Consider the following 26,440-nt stretch of genomic DNA (forward strand, 5'->3'; position numbering starts at 1 on the left):
TAAACGAAGACTAAAAAGCCGATACTGAATAAACAGTATCGGCTTTTTTATATCAATCTAAATAAGATTTTATTTAGGCTGATTATTGATTAAAAACGTTGCCATAATTGATGGTAAGCACCATTCACCGCAAGTAATTCTTCGTGCGTACCTTGCTCTACAATTTCACCATGGTCCATCAAACAGATTTGATCCATTGCTTCTAAATTTACTAAGCGATGAGTAATAAATACCACGGTTTTGTTTTGAATATGTTCATTCAATACCGACATGATCTGTTGTTCTGTTTTTTGATCTAACCCTTCAGTGGGTTCATCTAATAAAACAATAGGGGCATCGTGTAGTAGAGCTCTAGCAATACCTATTCGGCGACGTTCACCACCAGAAAGTTGGCGTCCACCATCGCCAAGCCATGCACTTAATCCGTCATCAGCGAGGAGATCATGTAAGCCTACTTTCTCAAGTATTTGGGTTAATACGTCATCGGAGGCTGAATCATTTGCAAGCTTCAAGTTATCGCGCAAAGACCCATTAAGTATATCGACTCGCTGGCTAACAACAGACATTGAACTACGTAAGCTTGATTCTTTCCATTTTGGTAATTGAACGCCATCAATAGAAATTGTTCCTGATTTTGGGTCCCATTGGCGAGTAATAAGTTGCAGTAATGTGGATTTACCCGAGCCAGTTTGCCCAACGATCGCCATTTTTTGACCAGCCACTAAATCTAATGAAATATGCTTTACGGCATCAGTTTCTGCGTCCATGTATTGGTAGCTAACATCTGAAATTGTTAGGTTACCTTTTACCTCTTGAGTCACTCCGTTTTCATCAAAGAGAGTATCAGGTTCTGCGGTAATGATTTCATTTAAGCGACGAGCTGAGCTTAATGTTTGACCGAGATACTGGAAAGCACCTGCAATAGGCATTAATAACTCAAAACTTGCCATTGTGGCAAAAGCAACCATAGCGACCATTGGGTCGGGGGTCATTCCTGCAATGCCATCGGCAGAAATCCATAACATTAATAGTAATGTCCAACCGTTAGCCAACAATAGTAAGCCATTAGCTAAACCTGTTAATGTTGCCATGTGGCGTTGATTGGAAAGTAGGGCTACTTGAGCATCAAGAATACGCTGTTGGTATTGTTCTTCTGCACCAAAGATACGTAGTTCAGCATTACCTTGTAACCAATCTAATGTTTTTATGCGTAAAGTGGCTTTATTTTGAGTTAATTCAGCACCATTTTTTTTACCAAGCTTATAGAAAAGCGTAGGCCAAATTAATAATAGAGAAAATAAAATTGCACCAAGCGTTAAACCAACTGCGACGTCAAACCACGCAAGGAAAGCGGTTAATCCGATAATGCCTAATGTACCAACAATTATTGGGCTGATAAGACGTAAATATACGTGGTCCATTGCATCAACATCAGCGACAAGACGGTTTAATAAATCGGCGTCACGCAGTTTTGAAAAACGTCCAGGGATTAACGGTATTAACTTTTTAAAGAAGAAAATACGCAGTTCAGTTAATAGCTTAAATGTTGCGTTATGACTTACAACACGCTCTCCCCATCGTCCAGCAGTACGGCCAATAGAAAAACCTCGTACCGCACCCGCGGGAAGCATGTAGTTAAAGGTTTCTCGCGCTATTGTTAATCCAGCAATGGCAGAGGCTGAAATAAACCAACCAGAAATGGTCAGTAATCCAATAGAAGCAAACAAGGTTGCGAAGCTTAATATCATGCCTAATGTTAAGCCAAACCAATGTTTCTTATATAATTTAATATACGGTAATAAATCACGCATCAAGATCACCTTGCTTTGGTTGTTTTGCAGTCAGCATGGTTGAAAATAAACCAGAGTCTTTAATTTCTTCAAACGAACCAGACTGAACGACTTGGCCTTTGTCCATAACAAGAATCGTATCCATAGCATGGAGTTGATCCAAGCGATGACTGATCATTAATGTCGTTAGACCTTGAGTTGCTTCATTAAGGCTTTTCATTACCAGACGTTCACTTTTTGCATCTAGGCTGGCTGTTGGTTCATCTAAGATCCACAAGCGACCTTGCTGCAATAATGCTCTTGCTAACGCCAATCGCTGTGCTTGCCCTACGGACAGTCCGCCAGAACGATCAGACACTTGGTGTTGATAACCCAGTTCATCAATAAACTCATTAGCAAAGGCTTGTTGGCTAACTAACTTTAATTGTTCTTGAGATATCCCTTGTTTGCCAAGAGTTATATTCTCTTCAATGGTTCCATGAACCAATGTTGGGTTTTGTCCAACCCAATTGATATCTTGATACCAGAGTTTTTTATCTAACTCAGAGAGTTCAGAGCCATTGATCTTAATGCTGCCTTGATAAGGTAAAAAACCAAGAATGGCATTAATTAAACTGGTTTTACCTGCACCACTAGGCCCAACCAGTGCGGTTTGGGAACCTTCGTGAAGATGAAAACTAACTGGTCCAAGTAATGTTTTGCCATCATGGCTTGTCACGATGAGGTCGGTGACTTCAATATCAAGCGTGGTGGATTGAGATACTTTTTGACTTTGAACTTTATCATTGTCTTGAGTGTTGCTATCAATAGCTAAGAACTCAACAATAGATTCAGCAGCACCAACGGCTTGAGCCTTTGCGTGGTAAAAAGTACCTAAATCACGTAATGGTTGATAAAACTCAGGCGCTAAAATAAGGATAAATAAACCAGTAAATAGCGTTACTGTTGTACCGTAATGACCAAAATCAAGCTCACCGATAAAAGTAAAACCAAAATACACAGCAACAATAGCAATTGAGATCGAAGTGAAGAATTCCAATACTGCAGAGGATAGGAAAGCCAATCGCAAAACTTCCATTGTACGCTTACGGAAAATCTCTGAAGCGCCATGAAGATGTTCTGTTTCTTGTGCCGTTTTATTAAATAAACGAATGGTGGTCATTGATTGTAAACGGTCATAGAAGTGGCCAGATAAACGTTGCAATGCTTTAAAATTACGACGGTTAGCATCAGCGGCTCCCATTCCTACTAGTGCCATGAACAATGGCACTAACGGTGCGGTAAGTAAAAATACTAAACCTGCTGCCCAGTTTTGAGGGAACACAACGATAAGAATGACAAATGGAATTAATACGGATAGTGACATTTGGGGCAGATAGCGAGAAAAGAAATCCTGCATATCTTCAACTTGTTCTAATAACAAGGTTGCCCAAGTACCGGCTGGCTTGCCTTTAATGTAAGCAGGGCCTAATTCTTGGAGTTTATTTAATATTAATTGGCGTATATGAATACGGATATGCTCACCGCATCGATAGCCTGCAATTTCACGGCCCCAACTGCAAGCAGCTCGGATCCCGACAATAACGAAAATGGCAATGAAATGCGAAAGAAGATCGTATTTATCAACTTGCTCAATAATTAATTGATGCAAGATATCAGCAAGCAATGCCGCTTGTATAATAAGGAAAATACTAGAAAGGAAACCAAGCCCAATAGAAAGGGTTAGCCATTTTTTTGCAAGCTTACTTTGACTCTTGAGCCATTGTCCTAACTCGCGTTGTTGTTTTTTATCCATAATATGAAGGCTTACGTTTTGTATTATTTTGCACGCACTAGAGTTTCTCTTTTTATTATCAGAATATAAGAAATCATAGGCACATCAACAAAATAAGATGAGCAAAAGAAACCCGAAGGCTGACCTCGGGTTTAACGTTAACGACAGACAGTTTAACTTTCTTTTGCTTCTAACGCATCTAAAAAGCGTTCAGCATCTAATGCAGCCATACAACCCGTGCCCGCAGAGGTGATTGCTTGACGATAATTGTGGTCCATTACATCACCTGCGGCAAAAATACCCTCAATACTTGTTTGAGTAGCATTACCTTCCAGTCCCGATTTTACTTTGATATAACCATTTTCCATATCAAGTTGATCATTGAAGATTGCCGTATTTGGTTGGTGTCCAATAGCAATGAATGCGCCCATTACTTCTAAATCTTCAGTCGCATCAGATTTTGTGTCTTTTAATCGAACACCGGTAACACCCATTTCATCACCTAGTACTTCATCTAGCGTACGGTCGGTATGAAGGATGATATTGCCGTTTTCAACTTTATCCATTAAACGGTCAATTAGGATTTTTTCAGAACGGAAGGTGTCACGACGGTGAATCAAATGCACTTCAGCCGCGATGTTTGATAAATACAATGCTTCTTCAACAGCAGTATTACCACCACCAACAACCGCTACTTTTTGATTACGATAAAAGAAACCATCACAGGTAGCACAAGCAGAAACGCCACGGCCTTTAAATGCTTCTTCAGATTCTAAACCTAAGTATTTTGCAGAAGCGCCGGTAGAAATGATTAACGCATCACAAGTATATTCCGCAGAGTCGCCTTTTAAGCGGAAAGGACGCTGGCTGAAATCAGTTTCATTGATATGGTCAAAAATCATTTCAGTATTGAAGCGTTCAGCGTGTGCTTTCATTTCTTCCATTAAGCCAGGGCCTGTCATATCTGCAGCGCCGCCAGGCCAGTTTTCAACGTCAGTTGTCGTTGTTAATTGTCCACCTTGCTGCATACCAGTGATCATCACTGGATTTAAATTTGCTCGTGCAGCATACACGGCAGCAGTATATCCAGCAGGACCTGAACCAAGGATCAATAATTTAGAATGCTTAACGTTGCTCATAGGATCTCCGAGCTAAAATCAAAAAAACAGAAGTAGGGTGGGAACAAGAAGCGTTCGTCATCCTTAGTATGGGATGATTGTAGGGAATTTATTAACGTAAAGAAAGGGCACCGCAATGGGTGCCCTCAAATGATTTTGTTATAGGATATGTATTTTACGCGCTTAGTGCAGTTTCTGGAGCAACATATTCTAAATCAAAGCTTTCTGCGACTTCTTTGCACGTTACTTTTCCGTGAATCACATTTAAGCCACCAAGAAAACCGTTGTCTTCAAGAAGTGCAGCTTTATAGCCTTTATCGGCCAATTTAATAATGTACGGTAGTGTTGCATTATTAAGAGCAAAAGTAGATGTACGAGCAACCGCACCGGGCATATTAGCGACACAGTAGTGAACCACGTCATCGACGATGTAAGTAGGGTCAGCGTGTGTTGTTGCATGAGAGGTTTCAAAACAACCGCCTTGGTCGATGGCAACATCAACAACGGCAGCGCCTGGTTTCATGCGTTTAATGTGGTCAGCGGTAACGAGTTTAGGTGCAGCGGCACCCGGAATAAGAACGGCGCCAATAACAAGGTCTGCTTCTAATACATGTTTTTCTATCGCATCTACCGTTGAATAAACGACTTTTGCACGGCCTTGAAATTCTTCATCAAGAGATCGTAGAGTATCGAGGTTACGGTCTAAAATAGTGACGTCGGCTCGCATGCCAACAGCCATACGAGCAGCATTAGCACCAACAACACCACCACCAACAATAACGACTTTTGCCGGTTCAACACCGGGTACACCACCAAGAAGTAAGCCACGACCCCCGTTTGATTTTTCAAGAGTTTGAGCGCCTGCTTGTATAGACATACGGCCTGCAACTTCAGACATTGGTGCTAATAGTGGCAGACGACCCATATAATCTGTTACAGTCTCATATGCGATGCAGACAGCTTTACTCTTGATTAGGTCTTCTGTTTGTGGAAAATCTGGTGCAAGATGTAAATACGTGAATAAAATTTGCCCTTCACGGAGCATTGCACGCTCAACTGCTTGCGGCTCTTTAACTTTAACAATCATATCAGCTTGAGCAAAAACGTCTTTAGCTGTAGGAAGAATGGATGCGCCTACCGCGATATAATCATCGTCGGTAAAACCAATGCCTGAACCCGCTTTTGTTTCGACAAAAACGTTATGGCCATGAGATATTAATTCTCGAACGCTTGCTGGGATCATACCAACGCGGTATTCGTGATTCTTTATTTCTTTAGGTACTCCAATGATCATCCTGATTTCCTTCTATGTTATAGTTATTTTGACTGCTTGTAGGGTTTTTGTTTCGAATTTTTATCTAGTATAGATTGTAATTGGCAAAATTTGATGCTAAATATTAAAAAGTTGTAGTATATTTTTTTGCAAGGAAGTAATAAGGTGGAATAAAAAATGGTAGATAATAAGAAACCATCCAAGGAACTGGATCGTATCGATCGCAATATTTTGAATGAGCTCCAAAAAGACGGACGAATTTCGAATGTTGAATTATCTAAAAGAGTAGGCTTATCGCCAACTCCATGTTTAGAACGTGTTCGTCGTTTAGAACGTCAAGGGTACATCAATGGCTATACTGCCTTGTTGAATCCGCAATATCTTGATGCATCACTCCTCGTTTTTGTTGAGATCACTCTTAATCGTGGTGCGCCAGATGTATTTGAGCAATTTAATACAGCGGTACAACTATTAGACGATATTCAAGAGTGTCACCTTGTTTCAGGTGATTTTGATTATCTTTTAAAGACACGGGTATCAGATATGAGTGCTTATCGCCGATTACTTGGTGATACACTACTACGTCTTCCTGGAGTTAATGACACTCGTACATATGTCGTAATGGAAGAAGTAAAACAGACCAATCATTTAGTGATTAAAACTCGCTAATTGGATAAAGGTTTAAATTAGAGAATTTTCATTCTTTAATTTACAAAACCTTGAAGAGCTTAAAGGCTATTAGGTATATTCTATCTATAATACGCATTTGAGCATTGACGAGCGGCGTTATGCCGCTCGACTTGTTTTTAATTTTCATAAATTTAGTGATCCTTACTTCTTTTCTCTTCAAATGCATTCATATTAAGAGGGATGACTAAATCTAAGCACTGTAATATTGGATAGTATTTTGTTTACAAAGATTAAAGAAAAAATGGCTGAACGAAAGATGCAGCTAACAACATTAAAAGTAGAATCGGTTGCAGAGCCAGAGAAGGCACGACTGAATGGTAATCAACGTTTGCAAGAGGCATTGTTTATTGTTGGTTTACTTGCCACTATTTTCATTACTATGTCTATATTTAGCTTTGATCCTGCCGATCCATCATGGACACAAACCTCTTGGGCTGGAACCGTCCAAAACGCAGGAGGTTCTTTTGGTGCATGGATAGCCGATACTCTTTTCTTTGTTTTTGGTTCATTGGCTTATTTATTACCCGTGGTTCTTCTAGGTTGTACATGGATTGCTTTTCGTAAAAAAGACGAAGACCAAGATAAAGAACTTGATTTGATGATGATTGGGACACGTATTCTTGGTTTGTTAATCTTATTCCTAACAAGCTGCGCCTTGGCTGATATTAATTTCGATGATCTTTGGTACTTCTCATCTGGTGGGGTTGTTGGTGATGTACTCACTAGCATTACAACACCTGTTTTGAATTTACTGGGCTCAACACTTATCTTTATGTTTTTATGGGGCGCAGGATTTACGCTTTTTACTGGGGTATCTTGGCTGACAATTGTTGATAATTTGGGTGACTTTACTTTAGAAACAGTCAGAAAATTAGTTAATAAACTCAGAAAAACAGAAGATGAAACATACCAAGTAGAACATAAAAGTGTCTCTAGTGATCCGGCGACTTCTTTTGAAACGGTTGTAAGTGAGCATCAAGATATCGCGGTAGATATAGATGTCGACCCGTTTGCAACGCCAAAAATTTCTTCTCGTGAACTGTCAATGTTTGCTAATTCGCCAAATGCAGCGAAAGAAAGTCACATTAATACGTTTGAAGTGAATGAGCATTATGATAATGATCCTTTGTTTTCAATGTCTAGTCTAGATACTGTTGAACCGCAAGTGACAGAACCTCAATTAAATAAATTTGCACCTATACAAGAAGATCCGCTAGTAGAAATACGAGACCAATCTGAGGTGATTAACAAACCAACGGTTTCTGAATTACTTAAAGAAATAGATGAACCTGAAGAATTAGAAGATGGCCTTGATTTGGCGATGCGTAGCAATGCAACAATTTCAGAGTTAGATACAGAAGCATTGGACCAAGACCCGTTATTGAACCAAATTGATGCAGAACAAGCTTTTGTTCATACCTCCACTATTGCCACAGTCGCAGTAGGTGCTGAAGATATTGGTATTATTGATTTACCTGAATTTGAAGCGCCTTCAGAGACCACATTAGAGGCTCAGAATCTTGAATCACTAAGTGCGCAATATAATGAACAACAAAATGACCAGTATGAAGACCTAGGTTCTGATATTTTATCTGAAGATACCTTGCCTTCAATTGGTGATGAGGAAAAAGCGTATTTATCTCCAGAGCTTGAGTCATTAACAGAGAGCTCAGAACAAGAAATGGCAATTCAATCGACAGAAGAGCCTATATTACCAACGTTTAATGCCATTGAAGAAACCGTTGAACTTGCAGATGCCGAAGAGTTACACATGAGTGCGGTTGACGTTTCTTTTGAGGATGATGAAACAGCTCAAGATATAAAAGAGATACCTTTCAACCGTGAGGTTGTGATTGAAGAGGTTTTTGCAGAAGATGAACCAACGCATTCAGATGCAGATATAGCGGCATTCCAAGCGTTAGTCGCAAAAGAGAAAGCGACACAAGCGGCATTGCAAAATCCATTTTTAGTTAACTCTGAACCTAATTTACCAAAACCAACGTCACCAATGCCGACTCTGGAGCTATTGTATTCTCCAAACACTCGCGCTGAAATGGAATCTCGTGAATCACTAGAGCATACTGCTCGCTTAGTTGAAGCAAAATTAGCTGATTATAAGATCAAAGCTCGCGTGGTAGATATTTTCCCTGGTCCTGTAATCACTCGTTTTGAATTGGATTTAGCGCCGGGTGTTAAAGTTAGCCGTATCTCAGGCCTTGCAACCGATTTAGCGCGTTCTTTATCGGCAATGGCGGTACGTGTTGTTGAAGTTATTCCGGGTAAACCTTATGTAGGTTTAGAGCTTCCTAACTTTAATCGTCAAACTGTTTTCTTCTCTGACGTTGTTGGCAGTGAAATATTTCAAAATGCTAAATCGCCAACCACGGTAGTGATGGGGCTTGATATTGCTGGTGAAGCGGTTATTGCTGATTTAGCTAAAATGCCTCATGTATTAGTTGCTGGTACGACGGGTTCTGGTAAATCGGTTGGTGTAAACGTCATGATTTTGAGTGTGTTGTATAAAGCGACCCCAGAAGATGTACGTTTTATCATGATCGATCCAAAAATGTTGGAACTTTCTATCTATGAAGGAATCCCACATCTATTAACTGAAGTTGTAACTGACATGAAAGATGCGGGTAATGCATTGCGTTGGTGTGTTGGTGAAATGGAACGTCGTTATAAATTAATGTCAGCGTTAGGGGTTCGTAACCTGCAAGGCTTTAATGATAAGTTAAAAATGGCAGCAGCAGCAGGTCACCCAATCCATGATCCGTTATGGAAACCGGGTGACAGTATGGATGAGATGCCGCCGTTGCTAGAAAAATTACCCTCTATTATTGTTATCGTTGATGAATTTGCCGATCTAATGATGGTGGTGGGTAAAAAAGTAGAAGAGTTGATTGCTCGTTTGGCTCAAAAAGCCCGTGCGGCAGGTATTCACTTAATTCTTGCAACACAGCGTCCTTCTGTTGATGTTATTACTGGCTTGATAAAAGCAAACATCCCAACACGTGTTGCATTTACGGTATCAACGAAAGTCGATTCTAGAACCATTCTTGATCAAGGTGGTGCAGAGTCACTACTTGGTATGGGTGACATGCTTTACTTAGCTCCGGGTTCTAATCATACGGTTCGTGTTCATGGTGCGTTTGCATCTGATGATGATGTACATGCGGTTGTAAATGACTGGAAAGCACGAGGTCGTCCAAATTACATTGAAGCAATTACGAAAAGTGAACAAGGTGCTGAATCATTACTGCCGGGAGAAAAATCGGACAGCGAAGAAGAGCTTGATCAATTGTTTGACCAAGTGGTTGAGTTTGTAACGACGTCTCGAAGAGGCTCAGTATCTGGGGTTCAACGTCAATTTAGAATTGGTTATAACCGTGCCGCTCGTATTGTTGAGCAATTAGAAGCGCATGGAATCGTAAGTACTCCGGGCCATAATGGTAACCGTGAAGTGATAGCCCCACCTCCAGTAGGCAGTGGCGATTAATCGAATTGGCATTATTTCTATTTAGATAAGTGAAAATTATTGATGAAAAAGTTTTTAGTTTCTATGTGTTTGTTAAGTTCTGGCGTATTTAGCGCAGCAGCGTTGGCGTCTCCTCAAAGTGAATTGACTGAGCGTTTGAATCAAAATGCTGGCTTTGAAGCGGTATTTACTCAAAAAGTAGTGAGCCCTGAAGGGGATGTATTAATGCAAGGCGAAGGGGATGTGAAAATTCTACGTCCTAATTTGTTTCGTTGGCATACACAGACTCCCGATGAGAATTTGTTAGTCACTGATGGCGAAACACTATGGTATTACAATCCATTTGTTGAACAAGTTACCTTGATGGGACTTGAAAAAGCGACGACACAGACCCCATTTGTATTATTAACACGTAATAAGTCTTCTGATTGGGATGATTATTCTGTGACACAAAACGGTGATGCGTTTACGGTGTCTCCAAAGTCTGATTCAGCAGTAAAAAGCGACTTTATTGTGAATATACAGTCATCAGGCAGTGTCACTGGCTTCTCTGTTGTAGAGCAAGATGGACAACGTAGTGACTTTAGCTTTACGAAATTTGAAGCGAAAAAACCAGCACAAAGTAATTTTAGTTTTACTGTGCCAGCGGGTGTTGATATTGATGATCAACGCTAATGATAGATAAAGGATAAACGTGAGTAACTTCAGTTTAGATTTTTCAGCAGGGGACGATTTTCGTCCCCTTGCTGCTAGAATGCGCCCTCAAAATATTGAGCAATACATTGGTCAGCAACATCTATTAGGTGTTGGTAAACCGCTACGTCGTGCGCTAGAAGCTGGTCAAATCCACTCAATGATTTTATGGGGGCCTCCAGGTACCGGTAAAACAACATTAGCGGAAGTGGCTGCTAATTACACCAACGCAGAAGTGGAACGAGTATCGGCGGTCACTTCTGGCGTAAAAGACATCCGTGCTGCAATCGAAAAAGCGAAAGAGAATCAAACCACAGGCCTCAGAACTATCCTGTTTGTGGATGAGGTCCATCGCTTTAATAAAAGCCAACAAGATGCTTTTTTACCGCATATTGAAGATGGCACGATTACTTTTATTGGCGCAACGACGGAAAATCCTTCTTTTGAGCTCAATAACGCATTGCTATCGCGAGCGCGAGTATACAAATTAAAATCATTAGAAAAACAAGATATCGTTCAGATAATAGACCAAGCGCTTTTAGATAAAGATCGTGGCTTAAATGATGATAATTTTGTACTTCCTGATGATGTGAAGTCACAACTGGCAGGCTTAGTGTCAGGTGATGCTCGTATGTCACTCAATTACCTTGAGCTTTTGCATGATATGGCAGAAGAAAATCACGAAGGTAAAAAAGTGGTGGGTTTACCTTTATTAGCGGAAGTTGCGGGTGAAAAGCTAGCGCGTTTCGATAATAAAGGGGACATGTGGTATGACTTAATCTCTGCCGTTCATAAATCAATTCGTGGTTCAAATCCAGATGCAGCACTGTATTGGACTGCTCGTATAATCGCGGCTGGTGGCGATCCACTGTATGTCGTTCGTCGTTTACTAGCGATAGCCTCCGAAGATATTGGTAATGCTGACCCGCGAGCAATGGAAGTCGCTTTGAATGCATGGGATTGTTTTACTCGAATTGGTCCTGCCGAAGGCGAAAGGGCAATAGCTCAAGCGGTCGTCTATTTAGCCTGTGCCCCGAAAAGTAATGCAGTGTATACGGCATGGAAACAAGCACAAATGGATGCGATTAACTCGCCAGATTACGATGTGCCGAATCACCTGCGCAATGCACCAACGTCATTAATGAAAGATATGGGCTATGGCGCTGACTATCGTTACGCGCATGACGAACCTAACGCGTATGCATCAGGAGAGAATTATTTTCCGCCTGAAATGCAGGATCGTAAGTACTACTTTCCAACAAAACGTGGTCTAGAAACCAAAATTAGCGAAAAGCTAGAGTATTTAGCCAAATTAGATCAAAACAGTACCTTAAAACGCTACCAATAAAAGGGCATTTTCGGTATCTTATTCAAATCGCAGTTTAGAATTAAAAACTGCACAAAATTTTATTATTAAGTGAGTTCGTTTACTTTGAACGCACAATGACCATAAGGCATAGGATTACAAATGCTTGATTCAAAATTACTTCGTACAGAGCTGGATGAAACAGCAGAGAAACTGGCACGTCGTGGCTTTAAGCTAGACGTAGAGACACTTCGCAATCTTGAAGAACAACGTAAGTCCCTTCAGGTAAAAACTGAAGAGCTTCAAGCGCAGCGTAATTCCCGTTCGAAGTCCATTGGTCAAGCAAAAGCGAAGGGCGATCACGAGGAAGCCGATCGCATTATGGCTGACGTTGCAACACTTGGTTCTGATCTAGATGAAGCAAAAGCAGCTCTTACTGATCTTCAACAACAAATCGAAACTATCGCTTTGTCTGTACCAAACCTTCCAGATGATTCTGTACCTTACGGTAAAGATGAAGAAGAAAACGTTGAAGTATTGCGTTGGGGTAATCCTCTAGCGTATGACTTTGAAGTGAAAGATCACGTTGAGCTGGGTGAAATGGCTGATGGTCTTGATTTTGCAAGCGCAGTTAAAATCTCAGGCTCTCGCTTTATCGTAATGAAAGGTCAATTTGCTCGTCTTCACCGTGCTTTATCACAATTCATGCTTGATCTTCATACTGAAGAGCACGGTTACATGGAAATGTATGTACCGTACTTAGTAAACCACGATAGCTTATATGGCACAGGTCAATTACCAAAATTTGGTGAAGATCTATTCCACACAAGCCCATTAACAGAGCAAGTAAGTGATGTTCCTCTTAAGATGCTATCACTTATCCCAACAGCTGAAGTTCCAGTAACAAACATGGTGCGTGATACCATTACTGAAGAAGCTGATCTACCTCTGAAAATGACAGCTCACACACCATGTTTCCGTTCTGAAGCGGGTTCTTACGGTCGTGATACTCGTGGTCTTATTCGTATGCACCAATTCGACAAAGTTGAATTAGTTCAAATTACGAAACCAGAAGATTCAATGGCAGCACTTGAAGAACTAACAGGTCATGCTGAGAAAGTACTTCAACTACTAGAACTTCCATACCGTAAAGTGGTACTTTGTACTGGTGATATGGGCTTCGGTTCTCGTAAAACTTACGATTTAGAAGTGTGGGTTCCAGCACAAGAAACGTACCGTGAAATTTCTTCTTGTTCAAACATGTGGGATTTCCAAGCTCGTCGTATGCAAGCGCGTTTCCGTCGTCAAGGCGAGAAGAAACCAGAATTGGTTCACACACTGAACGGTTCAGGTCTTGCTGTAGGTCGTACAATGGTTGCTATCCTAGAGAACTTCCAACAAGCTGATGGTAAGATTGCTATCCCTGAAGTACTACGTAAGTACATGAACGGTGTAGAATTCATCGGTTAATCTGTTCTATAACATAGACTAGATAAACACTAAAAAGCCGCTTTATGTTAAGTCATAAAGCGGCTTTTGTTTGTCTGCTGTTTAAGTTTTATATTGGCTATTTAAGCAGTGCTTGATTTAGCCACTGATCAAATTGACCTTTTGGTAATGCACCATTAATCATATCTACACGCTGGCCGTTCTTAAAGACCATAATCGTAGGGATAGAGCGGATCTGATATTGTGCAGCAATTTGTTGTTGAGCTTCCGTATTTACTTTTACACAACGAACTTGGCCATTGCGTTCAGCTGCAACGTCTTCAAATACCGGAGAGAATCCAACACATGGATTACACCACGGGGCCCAAAAATCAATAACAACAGGTTTATCACTGTTCATTAAAGCGGCGAGATTATCAGACGTTCCCTCTAGTGGTTTTCCATCTAATAGTTGTTCTTTACAACGACCACACGTAGCTGTGTCATTAATACGTTCAATAGGAAGGCGATTGAGTCCATTACACGATGGGCATCGAGATTGAAATTGAGACATGGTATTCCTTTATTATTTTCTGCTATCAGCAGTTTGTGAGCATAAAGAAATAATGGGGGTGCTAAGTGAGATATTCAATTAGAAAGAGTAATAAAAAAGGAGCAAATAAATGCTCCTTAGTATGAAATGCTAAGCTTCGTGAAATTAATCACGCTTCCATAACATGTGGCAGAACTTGTGTTCAGGATCACGACTTACTAGCATACGAGCAAATACATCATCCAATACGTCAGACTCTTCATTGACTAAGCCAATTAGAACTTCTGCGTATACTTCGCCATCAACATCAAAGCCAACGTGCTCAGCCCAATCATCACGAGTATCTACAACTTCAGCGGCACCGCGGTCATCAAATTGAAGAGTGAATAGTGCAACATCTGCAGGTTCAAGATTGTCTTGAGCCATTTCAAGGAAAATATCGTAAGCGACTTCAATTACATCATCGTAGCTAATTAGTTCAGTTGTCATGGTGGTTACCTTTAAAAAATACGCTCATAAATTATCACGAATGTCCTCTATAAGGCTAGAGCTATCAACAAATAGAAAGAGCAAACGTTTGCCTTTCGTTGAGGCTAATATCAGTAGTTGCGGCAGAGTTATTCAGCGGCTAAACTTCGCACTTCTTCCATTAGCCAGTTGAATGATTATTTTATGAAATTTCCAGGTCAGCGTAAATCCAAGCATTATTTCCCAGTTCACGCTCGTGATCCATTAGTTAGCCAAGCTCAAGAAACCAAAAAAATGTCGCGTACGCACATTATCGGTATTGATCAAACGTTAGTGGATATTGAAGCTCGAATTGACGATGCTTTTATTGAAAAGTATGGCTTGAGTAAAGGACACTCACTGGTTATCGATAATGATAAAGCGGAAATGCTTTATAACGAGCTTAAAGATAACAACATGATCACCAATGAATTTGCTGGTGGTACAATTGGTAACACACTTCACAACTATTCAGTATTAGCGGATGATAAATCGACACTGTTAGGTGTGATGAGTGAAGACATTCATATTGGTAGCTATTCGTACCGTTACCTATGTAATACGTCTAGCCGAATGGATCTGAACTATCTTCAACCCGTTCCTGGTGCAATTGGTCGTTGCTTTGCGCTTATTAGCCAAGACGGTGAGCGTACGTTTGCGATCAGCGAAGGTGACATGAACCAACTTCGTGCAGAAAGCATTCCAGAGAAAATCTTTAAAAATGCGTCTGCATTAGTACTGACTGCTTATTTAGTTCGTTGTAAAGATGGCGACCCAATGCCAGCTGCTACGATGCAAGCTATTGAGTACGCGAAAAAGCATGACGTACCAGTAGTATTGACTATGGGCACTAAGTTTGTTGTTCAAGATGACCCACAATACTGGCGTGACTTTCTAAAAAATCATGTATCAGTGGTTGCTATGAATGAAGAGGAAGGAGAGGCGCTTACTGGCGCTTCAGATCCTCTAGAAGCAGCAGATAAGGCTCTTGAATGGGTTGATCTTGTATTGTGCACAGCAGGCCCTGTAGGGCTGTATATGGCGGGTTATACTGAAGACGAAGCAAAGCGTGAAACTTCTTTGCCATTGCTTCCTGGTACGATTGCGGAATTCAACCAATATGAATTTAGTCGTCCTGCGATTAAAGAAAGCTGTGAAAATCCAATGAAGGTGTATTCTCATATTTCACCATACATGGGTGGCCCAGAAAAAATCAAGAATACCAATGGGGCAGGTGATGGGGCATTGTCGGCTTTATTACACGATATGGCAGCAAACCATTATCACCGTAATAATGTACCTAACTCAAGTAAGCATCAGCACTCATACCTAACATACTCTTCGTTCTCTCAGGTATGTAAGTACTCAAACCGCGTAAGTTTTGAAGTATTAGCTCAGCATTCACCACGTTTATCTCGTGGTTTACCAGAGCGTGAAGATTCGTTAGAAGAGTCGTACTGGGAAAGATAATTTCAGCATCGACTTATTATTAAAATAGATGATATAAAAAACGGAAGCCAAGTGCTTCCGTTTTTGTTTCTGGCGTCTAAGTATATTATCTTAAGCTTTAATTTTAGTTGTTAATATAAACGACTCATTAGGCGGGATAACTTTAGCGGTTTCAAGACTTGTTGCATGATAGGTTGATTCCACACACACCATAGTTTGATAACCATCATTGTTCATGTCACCCATAGATTCAGCGCCTTCAATCCATGGATTCCAGATAACCGCTGCATTGTGCCCTGAATTAGTAACAGACAATGTACGTTGTGTATCAGAGACTAGGACTGTGTTTTCTGGCTGAGTGTAAACACGGTCAACAGCCGCATCAATCGATAATATATCACCGCCCGAACATACTTTTCCTTCCAGTAAGCCATCAATATAGCTTGATCCCATACCGGTAATTGTTGTCGTGTTAATATCAGCAACATTTAAATAAGTATGAAGTGCACCAGAACAATTCCATGCTTTATCATCTGTATTTTTTGCATCTAGAGTAATAAGTAATTCATCGCTAATTTCGATAGTTAAGCGTGCTTCAAACTCAAAAGGCCAAATAGCTTTAGTTTCTTCTGATGCTTTTAAACCAAGAACCACAATAACACCGTGTTCATTCTCACGATGTTCGATTAATGCCCAAGCACTATTACGAGCAAAACCATGAGCTGGATTTTCAATACGGCCAAACCAAGGCCAACATACTGGAACGCCGCCACGGATCGCTTTATCAGGATTAAAAATAGCGTCTTTACTCATCCAAATCAGGTCATCTTGACCTTTTGGTGTGAAAGATAATACGTGCCCACCGTGTAATGAAATAGCGGCTTCTGCTTTATTGTGAATGATGCGTACGATCTTTACATCATCAAGTTGGGCAATCGTAACGCTATCAGATAATACACTGATGGTTGGAAGGTGAGTAAGGTTCATAGGTAACTCCTAAAATAATAAATACATATTCTTTTTTAGATAGTTTATACAAGCTAATTGTAAACATTAGTGATAGTCGATTATCGAAAAGGAATAGATACTTAGTTCAAGGTAATAATGCACAGGTAATTATGGCATTGGTACAAATTACAGATACAAAAAAGGCGACAATTAAGTCGCCTTTCATTCTTAAAAGATGTTGAAACCTTTTAAGTTAGCTTTCAAAGAAAGTCTAAACTAATGCTTACTTAGAAACGTGAGCGATTAGGTCAAGAACTTTGTTTGAGTAACCGATTTCGTTGTCGTACCAAGATACAAGCTTAACGAATTTGTCAGTTAGAGCAACACCAGCAGCAGCATCAAATACTGAAGTTTGTGTTTCGCCGATGAAGTCTTGAGAAACAACAGCTTCTTCTGTGTAACCTAGAACGCCAGCGTATTCGTTTTCAGAAGCACGCTTCATTTCAGCACAGATTTCTGCGTAAGTTGCAGCAGTTTTTAGGTTAACTGTAAGGTCAACAACAGAAACGTTTGCAGTTGGTACGCGGAAAGCCATACCAGTTAGAAGACCGTCAAGCTCAGGAATTACTTTACCTACTGCTTTAGCTGCACCAGTTGAAGATGGGATGATGTTTTGAGAAGCACCACGACCACCACGCCAGTCTTTCGCAGAAGGACCATCTACAGTTTTTTGAGTTGCTGTAGTTGCGTGAACTGTAGTCATAAGACCAGACTCAATGCCCCACTTGTCGTTAAGAACTTTAGCCATTGGTGCAAGACAGTTAGTAGTACAAGAAGCGTTAGAAACGATATCTTGACCAGCGTATTCTGCAGCGTTAACACCCATAACGAACATTGGAACGTCACCAGAAGGGCCAGTAAGAACTACTTTCTTAGCGCCAGCTGTGATGTGTTTACGAGCAGTTTCGTCAGTAAGGAAAAGACCAGTAGCTTCAGCAACAACGTCAACGTTGATTGCATCCCACTTAAGATCTTCTGGATTACGTTCAGCAGTTACACGTACTGTGTTACCGTTTACTACTAGGTTACCGTCAACTACTTCAACAGTACCGTTGAAACGACCGTGAGTTGAGTCGTACTTAAGCATGTAAGCCATGTATTCAACGTCGATAAGATCGTTAATACCAACAACTTCGATGTCGTTGCGCTCTACAGATGCACGGAAAACAAAACGTCCAATACGGCCAAAACCGTTAATACCTACTTTGATAGTCATTATATGTTGCTCCACAACTTAATTTGATTTTCAGGTTTAAATTAACTGGTAGTAAAATTACAAAATCCTGAGCCAACCTGCAAGCAAAAATGCCATTTATCTTGTTTAAAATCAAAAAAAACACCATATTCTGTTAACATAAAGAAAAAATCTTACGTAATTAATAGAAAAGTCGGTTATTTAATGACCTTAATGACATGTTATGAAAAAAAGCTACATAACTATTAATGTTATTTTGCACGGCTGCTGTAAAATTACTTCAGCAAATTATGTGCTACAAAGGTGATCGTTAGCAAGGTTTAATTTAAATAAGTATTAAGGGGTAGATGGACAGATGGATAAATCAAAATCGTTTTCTGATCTGACAGAAGCAGATTGGCGAGATAAATTGACTCAAGAAGAGTTTGATATTTGCAGAAAACAAGGCACAGAAGCCCCTTTTTCTGGCAAGCTATTGCATAATAAATCGACAGGTACTTATGCATGTACCTGCTGTCAGGCTGTTTTATTTGAATCTGATAATAAATATGATTCAGGGTGTGGTTGGCCAAGTTTTGATGCTCCAGCGAATGATCAGGCTATTTTATATATAGAAGATAATAGTCATGGTATGCAAAGAACAGAGATCCGTTGTCGTCAGTGCGGTAGTCATTTAGGTCATGTATTTAATGATGGTCCTAAAACGACAGGCGAACGTTTTTGTGTGAATTCAATTTCATTACGCTTCAGTGATGAACAATAATGAACATTTAAAATAGTATAAAGGAGTAATTGTGCTCCTTTATACTGTATGTAAATGAATGCCTTTAAATTGAATTGTTTATTTCAAATTTGGTAGTAATGAGGATTTGAATGTTTGTTTTTCAATATTCTCTGTTATTACCTCACTGATTAGTTTTAGTTGTGTTTTTTCGGTATCAGAAAATTGATATAACAAATCCAGTTGTTTTTTAGAGGCAACTTGTAACTTGAAATCTTTACCAACTAAAGCCCACACATAAGCAAGTTTCTTATTCTCTTGTCTATGGTTAATACTAGCCAATGATTTTATTATCATGGTATGTAATCCATCTTTGAAATTTTGGTCAGTTAATAATTCTAATGAGTGATTCAAAATTAAAATGGTTTTATTACCATCACGCTGCGCATAAAAGGTCGCAAGCGCATATTGCATTTCGGTTGATTCGAGATCTTTACTGCCTTCTAATTGCAAAAACTCACGTAAGGCATTTTTATCACCAGTAGTCCAAAGGTAGAAAAGCACTTTAGGTTCTTTAGAATGTTGTAGATCTAACGATAGGGCATCAATAGCATCGTAAGAGTGAAGTAATGCTTCGCTGCGTTTAGATTTAATTTCTTTTGCTGTGATAGGTTCAATTTGTGCCGCAGACGTTAAGCAAATTTGATACACATGAGTTGCTTTAATTGTATTAAGTTTATTTAAATCACTGTCATTTTTTAATTGATCAAAACGGCTGAAAATAAGAGCATCACGCTGGTGTCGGCATTGACCATCTCGCATATTTAATTGATTACATTCTAATCCTGTATGTGCTTCACACAATTTTTCTGTTGTTGGTGTTGAATCAAAACATGCTGATAGTAAAAGAGTGGAAATAATAAGCAGAGAAAGTCTTTGAATAATTAAAAACATGATGATCCTATAGATTGAAAAAAGTAAACGTGATCCATTACTCCTATTTATCGGCACTTTGTTGACTAACATTAATGAAAAGATATCGTTTGAGAGTAGCCAACACTGAGAGAGAATAATGGACATTAATAAATTATTAGAATCAATGACACCTGAGGTCTTCGAAAACTTGCAATATGCCGTCGAGACAGGGAAATGGCATAACGGCACTCCATTGTCTACTGAGCAGAGAAGTACTTGCATGCAAGCAATGATGTTATACCAATCAAAGCATAATAAAGAAGCTCAGCATATGACAGTAGCAGAAGGTGGAGAGATTAGTTTTAAATCAAAAACTGAATTAAAAAAGCAATTTACTAAAGGGCAAGAAGATATTGTTCGTGTAAATGTATCATCTGACTGATTTAATCTTTTTTAGTTTAATATCTCAATAATAAGATTTTTAATGCCACATTGATCCCAAAAAGAATCTATAAAATTGTCGATAAGGCTTTACTCGCGTAAATTATCGACAATTTGATAAATTAAGAAAACGATAATGAAAATGAAGAAGACTAAAGGACAAGTCCTTACTAAATTTGCAGCCGTTGCTGCGGTATTTGTATTACTTGCTGTCATTGCAGCACCAAAGTTTCTTGGAAACGGTACTGAAAACACGACAGCACAAGGTTCGTTAACGCTCTATTCAGAATAAGTATTCTCTCTTATTCCTAATAAATTAATGCGGACTTGTGTTTACAATTCTTTTATCTGGTTCTGGAAGTTCGCCACCACAATACTTGCAATGTATTGCATCTGATTCATGCCCGCCTTTTGCACAATTTGGACAAAGTACTAAATCTCTGTGCGCGCTCATTTCTTGACTTAATTCCGCGGTAATAATCCCTGTTGGAACCGCTAAAATTGAATAACCAAGTAGCATAGTCAAAGAAGCAACTGCTTTTCCTAATGCAGTATGAGGTACCAAATCCCCATATCCAACCGTTGTGATTGTCACAATTGCCCAATAAATACTTTGTGGGATACTAGTAAACCCATTATCTGGCCCTTCTATTACAAACATCATAGAACCAAATACGCAAACAAGAATAGCAACGGTGCTAAAAAAGATAAGAATTTTTCTTTTTGCCATTAATAAGGATCGTAAAAGTATGTTTGAATCTTGTAGGTAGCGAACGAGTTTCAATACTCTAAAAATTCTCATTACACGAAGTAATCGAATGATAGCGATGTAGCTGGCACTAGGGAAAAACAAAGCGAGGTAAGTCGGTAGTATTGCTAATAAATCAATAACACCATAAAAACTTTTTGCATACGAGCTTGGTCTTGGTGAGCAATAAAGTCGCAACAAATACTCAAGAGTAAAAATTGCAGTAAAAATATATTCTAAGCGCCACAATAAATCCCCATATTCGGCTTTGACAGAACTCATGGAGTCTAAAATTAATGTCGCTTGTGAGGTAAGGATTAATGCGATTAATGCGATATCAAATCTCTTACCACCTTTGGTATGTGTTCCAAAAATAGTGGTATACAAGTAATGTTTTAAACGTTTTGTTTTCATGGCTATCGTTACACTGTCAACTTATTGGTCTTAAATAAGAATAATGAAAAAAAGGATGACTCTCCACTATATATTTACAATTTGGCTCATCTCTTTTTTATGAAACACGAAAAGAATAATAATAAAGTGATCTAGAGCAGGTTATTTTAATGATAAAAGATGTAAATATGATTCGAGTTATACTACTCTTTAGTGGCACGATTATTTCGCCACAACTTGTCATTTTTAGCCTCGCTTGTGTAACTTTATTACAACTTTTATTTAGTGTGGTTATGGTTATATTATTGCTAGTGATTTTGAACTAGATCATAACTCGGCATAACTATGTGATTTAAATCACATTTATATTGAGGTGTTTATGCAGTGTAAGACGAAAGTGGTAAATAAATTATCATAACTGATCTGAATCAATACTTTTCAAATTGTGAAAGAATATAATCAGTTTTGAAAGCAATTTACTAAGAAAGTAAAGCAAGGTAACCAAGGAAATGGTTAAGCTTAACTGCCAATAAGGATATAAAGCAGAGTCCTTACTAAATAGTTTTTAATGAATTTTATAATTTTTATTTTTAGGAGAAACAATATGCCTGTAACGAATTTAGCTGAACTTGATGCTCTAGTAGCACGTGTTAAAGCGGCGCAAAAAGAATTTGCAAGCTTTTCACAAGAACAAGTTGATACAATATTTCGTGCTGCGTCTCTAGCTGCTTCAACTGCTCGTATCGAACTTGCAAAAATGGCTGCAGAAGAGTCTGGTATGGGTATCATGGAAGACAAAGTAATCAAAAACCACTTTGCTTCTGAGTTCATTTACAATAAATACAAAGACGAACTAACGTGTGGCATCATCGATCGTAACGATGAAGGCGGCACGATCACAATCGCTGAACCTCTAGGTATTGTTTGTGCAATCGTTCCAACAACAAACCCTACTTCAACAGCAATCTTTAAAGCACTAATCTGTCTTAAAACACGTAATGGTTGTATCTTCTCGCCGCACCCACGTGCTAAAAATGCAACTAACTACGCCGCTAAAGTCGTATTAGAAGCTGCAATTAAAGCTGGCGCACCAAAAGACATCATTGGTTGGATTGACCAACCATCTGTTGAACTATCAAATGCACTAATGAAACATGAACACATCAACATGATCCTTGCTACTGGTGGTCCAGGCATGGTGAAAGCGGCTTATTCATCAGGTAAACCAGCAATCGGTGTTGGTGCGGGTAATACGCCTGTAGTTATCGACGAAACTGCTGATATCAAACGTGCTGTTTCTTCTATCTTAATGTCTAAAACATTCGATAACGGTGTTATCTGTGCTTCTGAGCAAGCTGCAATTGTTGTTGAGTCAATCTACGACGAAGTTAAAGCACGTTTCGCTAAATATGGCGCTGTTGTTTTAAGCAAAGAAGACGCAAATAAAGTACGTAAAGTACTGCTTATTGATGGTGCACTTAACGCTAACATCGTTGGCCAACCAGCATACAAAATCGCTGAGCTAGCAAATGTTAAAGTACCTACTTCTACTAAGATTCTTATCGGTGAAGGCTTAGAAGCTTCATGGGATGACGAATTTGCTCATGAAAAACTATCTCCTACATTAGGTCTATTCAAAGCGAAAGACTTTGAAGATGCAGTGCGTCAAGCTGGTATCGTATTAGACATAGGCGGTGTTGGTCATACGTCAGTACTTTACACAGACCAAGATAACAACGAAGAGCGTATTGCGTACTTCGGTGACAAAATGAAAACCGCTCGTATTCTTGTAAACACGCCAGCATCTCAAGGTGGTATTGGCGACCTTTACAACTTCGAATTGGCTCCTTCATTAACATTAGGTTGTGGTTCTTGGGGTGGTAACGCTATCTCTGAAAACGTAGGTCCTAAGCACCTTATCAACAAGAAAATTGTAGCTAAGCGAGCAGAAAATATGTTGTGGCATAAACTACCAAAATCTATCTACTTCCGTCGCGGCTGTTTGCCAATCGCAATGAGCGATCTTGAAGGTAAAAAACGTGCACTAATCGTGACTGACCGTTTCTTATTCAACAACGGTTACATCGACGACCTACGTTCAATCTTGAAAGAGAAAGGCATGGAAGTTGAAGTGTTCCATGAAGTAGAAGCGGATCCAACATTAGCAGTAGTTAAAGCGGGTGCAGAAGCATGTGCAAGCTACCAACCTGATGTTATCTTAGCGGTTGGTGGTGGTTCACCAATGGATGCTGCGAAAATTATGTGGGTGATGTACGAACATCCAGAAACTGATTTCGAAGATCTATCTATGCGCTTTATGGATATCCGTAAACGTATTTACAAGTTCCCTAAAATGGGTTCAAAAGCTGAGCTAGTATGTATTACAACTACTTCAGGTACTGGTTCTGAAGTTACACCATTCGCTGTTGTAACCGATGAAAAAACAGGTCAAAAATACCCATTAGCAGATTACGAGCTAACGCCAAACATGGCTGTTGTTGATGCTAACTTAGTAATGGATATGCCTAAGTCTTTATGTGCATTCGGTGGTTACGATGCAGTAACGCACGCATTAGAAGCTTATGTTTCTGTACTTGCAAACGAATACTCAGACGGCCACGCTCTGCAATCACTTAAGATGCTTAAAGAGTACTTACCAAGCTCTTACGCTAACGGTAAGAAAGATCCAATTGCTCGTGAGAAAGTTCACAATGCAGCAACTATCGCTGGTATGTCTTTTGCGCAGTCTTTCCTTGGTGTGTGTCACTCAATGGCGCATAAATTAGGCGCAGAATTCCACATTCCACACGGTCTTGCGAATGCGTTATTAATCTCGAATACTGTTCGTTTTAATGCGACTAACAACCCAACTAAACAAGCTGCGTTCTCTCAGTACGACCGTCCTAAAGCACGTGCTCGTTACGCTGAGATTGCAGAGCATTTAGGTTACCGTGACGGTAATACTGAAACTAAAGTTAATGCATTACTTAACTGGTTAGAAGAGCTTAAAGTTTCATTGGATATTCCACTGTCAATTCAAGCCGCTGGTGTTGATGAAGCAGCATTCATGGCTAAAGTAGACAAATTAGCTGAAGATGCATTTGATGACCAATGTACTGGTGCTAACCCACGTTACCCATTGATCAAAGAGCTTAAAGAAGTATTAATCGCTTCTTACTACGGTAAAGCATTTGTTGAAGGCGAATCTGTAGTAGCTGAAAAAACAAAAACGAAAAAAGCAAAGAAGTAATTCGATGCTAATTCGTTAAGGTATTTTCATTCATAGTTTGAAAATATTGAAATAATAAAAAACCACCTTATTGATAAGGTGGTTTTTTTATGTCTGAGTCTTTTTGCTTTTAAGATTTAGAGCTTAAGAAAATTAAGCAGTGGCTTCAATTATCCGACCATTAAAAGATTCATTTTGAAGAATATATTCTGTATTTTTGATGAGCTCTTGATTGATTAAGTTAGTATTTGGTTCGGAATTTTCGTTAGAAAGGCGAGGAGTAACACCTCCAACTCTAATATTAAATGGGTTTAATTCTTTAGCCCAGCTTTTAGTTAACCCCGCGAGTAAGGGGGTTGAGGTGTCTTGGCATTGCTCTTGGGTTGAATGTTGGTGATAACCCAAGTTGATAATGACTCCCTCTTTACAATGGTCTCTCATATTTTGAGCTGCGTATTGACCATAAGTAAATAAAGTGGCTGCTAATTCCGTTAATTGAAATGGGCACTCTTTATTATATGGAGCCAATAAACTTGGCAGTGCTACGTCAGTATAATTGTTGATCAATACATCAATTCCACGACTAAATTTTTTATCAATAGTCAGAAATAAGTGATGAATGCTTTCCAAGGAACGATCTTTTTGTGGAAAACAAACGACATTAGAATTGATTCTATCGCATAATCGGTAGGTTTCATTAAGGTCGTCTTGATTTGAGTCTGTAATAATGAGAGAAGCTCCAAGGGAGGCAAAATGATATGCAATGTCTCGACCCATAAAGTTGCCAGCCGATGTAATAAGAATCGTTGAATGTTCAATTTGCATAGCATTCCTTCCCTAAAGCGTTGGTTATTATTGTTGAGTAAGGTGCTTTAATAATGGGATAGAAATATGACATCTGCTGTGAGCTTGACGAGAAATGCGGATTAATTTGTATTCAATTGCAGGATTTATGCACTAACTCACATAATCATTATGAATGAGTGATACGTAAAATTAGGAATGTTGATAACGCATAAATAGAGGGTAGAAAGCGTATGATTCGGCTTAAACGTACAAATTCATTTCTGAATGACGTTTAGCTGTGACTAGTTCATTGTAAAGATCTTGAGGGATAGCATTAAAGATCTCGTTACCTGATTCTAATTGACGGCGTTGGTGCCCAGATAGATTGTGGTAAACATCTTCTGGTAAATCACACGTATCTTGAGGCATATAAGCCATTGCATCAGGCGCTAAGCCATATTGCAATTTAGCACTAGCTAAACCACCGTTATGAAATTGGTTGGCTTGTGAAGCTGCTCGAGAATAACTTTCTTCATTGCTACGTAGTATTTGAGCGTCTGCAAGTTGAAAGCGTTGACGAAGTAGATCTTCGGTTACTTTTTTCTCGTCTATTTTTTCAACGGGTGTATTTTCACGTAAGTCATTAGATAGTAAAGACATCATTAAGGCGAAATCTGCACGGCGACCTGCTTCCATTGCATGGTTTAGGTTTGAACCGTATTGAATTTCACTGATTAACTCGGCTTTATCTAAAGTATGTACTTTCATGAATCAATTCCTCTTGATGATAAATACTTATCGGAAAAGAATTGAAAACCTTTAGCTTTTTTAGGAAATTAATTGCCGTTTTTGAAAATATGTTAGAAGTAGGGCAAAGTGTTACCGCAAAATTGAGTGAATAAAAAAGGTCAGTACAAATACTGACCTTCTTGCTTTGATAATGAC

Annotated in this window: 21 protein-coding genes and 1 pseudogene; 10 read left to right on the top strand and 12 right to left on the bottom strand. The window is 39.3% G+C overall.

The window, feature by feature from the left end; genetic code table 11:
* Positions 1-89: 89 nt before the first annotated feature.
* From cydC to ald, 4 genes are all read right to left on the bottom strand, one after another.
* Positions 90-1,811, bottom strand: a complete 1,722-nt coding sequence (gene cydC, locus A6E06_RS02715; protein WP_065591520.1) for a cysteine/glutathione ABC transporter ATP-binding protein/permease CydC — start codon at positions 1,809-1,811, stop codon at positions 90-92.
* Positions 1,804-3,585, bottom strand: a complete 1,782-nt coding sequence (cydD, locus tag A6E06_RS02720; protein ID WP_065591521.1) for a cysteine/glutathione ABC transporter permease/ATP-binding protein CydD — start codon at positions 3,583-3,585, stop codon at positions 1,804-1,806. The genes cydC and cydD overlap by 8 nt, the downstream gene beginning before the upstream one ends.
* Before the next feature lie 152 nt (positions 3,586-3,737).
* Entirely contained in the window at positions 3,738-4,703 is a 966-nt protein-coding gene (gene trxB, locus A6E06_RS02725) for a thioredoxin-disulfide reductase (protein WP_065591522.1), read from the bottom strand.
* Positions 4,704-4,857: 154 nt separating this feature from the next.
* The gene (gene ald, locus A6E06_RS02730; protein ID WP_065591523.1) at positions 4,858-5,976 is read right to left on the bottom strand and encodes an alanine dehydrogenase; all 1,119 of its coding nucleotides are present in this window, start codon (positions 5,974-5,976) and stop codon (positions 4,858-4,860) included.
* A 156-nt stretch (positions 5,977-6,132) separates the two neighbouring features.
* On the opposite strand from ald, the gene lrp reads away from it, so the two are divergent.
* From lrp to serS, 5 genes are all read left to right on the top strand, one after another.
* Positions 6,133-6,624: a leucine-responsive transcriptional regulator Lrp gene (gene lrp, locus A6E06_RS02735; protein WP_045101653.1), complete on the top strand. Its 492-nt coding sequence runs from the start codon at positions 6,133-6,135 to the stop codon at positions 6,622-6,624.
* A gap of 262 nt (positions 6,625-6,886) precedes the next feature.
* Positions 6,887-10,144: a DNA translocase FtsK 4TM domain-containing protein gene (locus tag A6E06_RS02740; protein WP_176713269.1), complete on the top strand. Its 3,258-nt coding sequence runs from the start codon at positions 6,887-6,889 to the stop codon at positions 10,142-10,144.
* A gap of 42 nt (positions 10,145-10,186) precedes the next feature.
* Positions 10,187-10,798: an outer membrane lipoprotein chaperone LolA gene (gene lolA / locus A6E06_RS02745; RefSeq protein ID WP_065591525.1), complete on the top strand. Its 612-nt coding sequence runs from the start codon at positions 10,187-10,189 to the stop codon at positions 10,796-10,798.
* A gap of 13 nt (positions 10,799-10,811) precedes the next feature.
* On the top strand, positions 10,812-12,164 hold the full coding sequence (locus A6E06_RS02750; protein WP_304362654.1) for a replication-associated recombination protein A: 1,353 nt from the start codon (positions 10,812-10,814) through the stop codon (positions 12,162-12,164).
* A gap of 120 nt (positions 12,165-12,284) precedes the next feature.
* Entirely contained in the window at positions 12,285-13,592 is a 1,308-nt protein-coding gene (gene serS, locus A6E06_RS02755) for a serine--tRNA ligase (RefSeq protein ID WP_065591527.1), read from the top strand.
* 97 nt (positions 13,593-13,689) lie between these two features.
* Here serS and trxC read toward each other — a convergent pair whose 3' ends face one another.
* Positions 13,690-14,124, bottom strand: coding sequence for a thioredoxin TrxC (gene trxC, locus A6E06_RS02760; RefSeq protein WP_045101658.1), 435 nt, complete (start codon positions 14,122-14,124; stop codon positions 13,690-13,692).
* Between the two features lie 144 nt (positions 14,125-14,268).
* A complete protein-coding gene (locus tag A6E06_RS02765) occupies positions 14,269-14,592 on the bottom strand; it encodes an HI1450 family dsDNA-mimic protein (RefSeq protein WP_065591528.1) in 324 nt (107 codons plus the stop codon).
* 183 nt (positions 14,593-14,775) lie between these two features.
* Between A6E06_RS02765 and A6E06_RS02770 the strand changes: the two genes are divergently transcribed.
* Positions 14,776-16,080 carry an inosine/guanosine kinase gene (locus A6E06_RS02770; RefSeq protein WP_065591529.1) on the top strand — a complete coding sequence of 435 codons (1,305 nt, stop codon included), beginning with the start codon at positions 14,776-14,778 and terminating at the stop codon, positions 16,078-16,080.
* A gap of 90 nt (positions 16,081-16,170) precedes the next feature.
* On the opposite strand, the gene A6E06_RS02775 is transcribed toward A6E06_RS02770, so the two are convergent.
* Both A6E06_RS02775 and gap read right to left on the bottom strand, forming a co-directional pair.
* Positions 16,171-17,046, bottom strand: a complete 876-nt coding sequence (locus tag A6E06_RS02775; RefSeq protein ID WP_065591530.1) for a D-hexose-6-phosphate mutarotase — start codon at positions 17,044-17,046, stop codon at positions 16,171-16,173.
* A 244-nt stretch (positions 17,047-17,290) separates the two neighbouring features.
* A complete protein-coding gene (gene gap / locus A6E06_RS02780; protein WP_065591531.1) occupies positions 17,291-18,283 on the bottom strand; it encodes a type I glyceraldehyde-3-phosphate dehydrogenase in 993 nt (330 codons plus the stop codon).
* A gap of 334 nt (positions 18,284-18,617) precedes the next feature.
* Here gap and msrB point away from each other — a divergent pair, with 334 nt between their 5' ends.
* On the top strand, positions 18,618-19,025 hold the full coding sequence (gene msrB, locus A6E06_RS02785) for a peptide-methionine (R)-S-oxide reductase MsrB (protein WP_065591532.1): 408 nt from the start codon (positions 18,618-18,620) through the stop codon (positions 19,023-19,025).
* 78 nt (positions 19,026-19,103) lie between these two features.
* Here the strand turns inward: msrB and A6E06_RS02790 are convergent, their stop codons facing one another.
* Positions 19,104-19,937: a DUF2989 domain-containing protein gene (locus tag A6E06_RS02790; protein WP_065591533.1), complete on the bottom strand. Its 834-nt coding sequence runs from the start codon at positions 19,935-19,937 to the stop codon at positions 19,104-19,106.
* 118 nt (positions 19,938-20,055) lie between these two features.
* On the opposite strand from A6E06_RS02790, the gene A6E06_RS02795 reads away from it, so the two are divergent.
* Together A6E06_RS02795 and A6E06_RS19930 are read left to right on the top strand one after the other, a co-directional pair.
* The gene (locus tag A6E06_RS02795; RefSeq protein ID WP_065591534.1) at positions 20,056-20,340 is read left to right on the top strand and encodes a YeaC family protein; all 285 of its coding nucleotides are present in this window, start codon (positions 20,056-20,058) and stop codon (positions 20,338-20,340) included.
* 141 nt (positions 20,341-20,481) lie between these two features.
* Positions 20,482-20,631, top strand: coding sequence for a hypothetical protein (locus A6E06_RS19930; RefSeq protein ID WP_176703479.1), 150 nt, complete (start codon positions 20,482-20,484; stop codon positions 20,629-20,631).
* Between the two features lie 24 nt (positions 20,632-20,655).
* Here A6E06_RS19930 and A6E06_RS02800 read toward each other — a convergent pair whose 3' ends face one another.
* Positions 20,656-21,501 (bottom strand): ion transporter, encoded by an 846-nt coding sequence (locus A6E06_RS02800; RefSeq protein ID WP_065591535.1) that lies wholly within the window; start codon positions 21,499-21,501, stop codon positions 20,656-20,658.
* Positions 21,502-22,084: 583 nt separating this feature from the next.
* Here A6E06_RS02800 and adhE point away from each other — a divergent pair.
* A pseudogene (adhE, locus tag A6E06_RS02805) lies at positions 22,085-24,685 on the top strand (bifunctional acetaldehyde-CoA/alcohol dehydrogenase); the annotation flags it as partial.
* A 177-nt stretch (positions 24,686-24,862) separates the two neighbouring features.
* Here adhE and A6E06_RS02810 read toward each other — a convergent pair.
* Entirely contained in the window at positions 24,863-25,534 is a 672-nt protein-coding gene (locus tag A6E06_RS02810; RefSeq protein ID WP_065591537.1) for an SDR family oxidoreductase, read from the bottom strand.
* Between the two features lie 222 nt (positions 25,535-25,756).
* Positions 25,757-26,263, bottom strand: coding sequence for a VC2046/SO_2500 family protein (locus A6E06_RS02815; RefSeq protein WP_065591538.1), 507 nt, complete (start codon positions 26,261-26,263; stop codon positions 25,757-25,759).
* Positions 26,264-26,440 lie beyond the last annotated feature (177 nt).

The organism is Aliivibrio sp. 1S175 (assembly GCF_001690985.1).
Classification (GTDB): Bacteria; Pseudomonadota; Gammaproteobacteria; order Enterobacterales; family Vibrionaceae; genus Aliivibrio.